At 58.3% G+C, this 412-nt stretch carries 1 pseudogene; it reads left to right on the top strand.

Annotated features, from left to right (window positions below):
* Positions 1–261, top strand: a pseudogene (locus tag X727_RS135240) (hypothetical protein); the annotation flags it as partial.
* Positions 262–412: the final 151 nt, after the last annotated feature.

The raw sequence follows: 412 nt of genomic DNA, 5'->3' as shown, positions 1-412 counted from the left end.
CAACGGTGGGGAAGTATGATGAGAGTTGCTGCGTTTTGTGCGGCGATCGTGATCGCTGGGACTGGTGTCGCTGTTGCCAAGGAGAAGAAGGTGGTGGTGAGTGACGCCACGGACCTTTGCTCTACGAAGCAGTCGGCCAAGAAGCAGGTGCTCGAGCTGGACTGCAGGCCGACCGGAACCGCCAAATTGCCGGCCGATGGAACGCCGGAAAAGCCGCGCCTCGGATACGACACCAATCCGTGGCTGGTTAAAGGCCTTTAGAGACTAGCCGATGGCAATACAGCGCGGCTAAGGGGAATGTGCGCTGGCGGTGAAGCCTTCTTTGTTCTCTCATCGGTGGAACATTGTCGCCTGGAAACGCTTCGGACGGTGCACTGCCCCATCAGTGCAACGTTCCCTTCCTTGTTTGCAC

The sequence above is a fragment of the Mesorhizobium sp. L103C105A0 genome (assembly GCF_000502215.1).
Lineage (GTDB): Bacteria > Pseudomonadota > Alphaproteobacteria > Rhizobiales > Rhizobiaceae > Mesorhizobium.
This window is presented reverse-complemented; position numbering and strand designations above follow the sequence as displayed.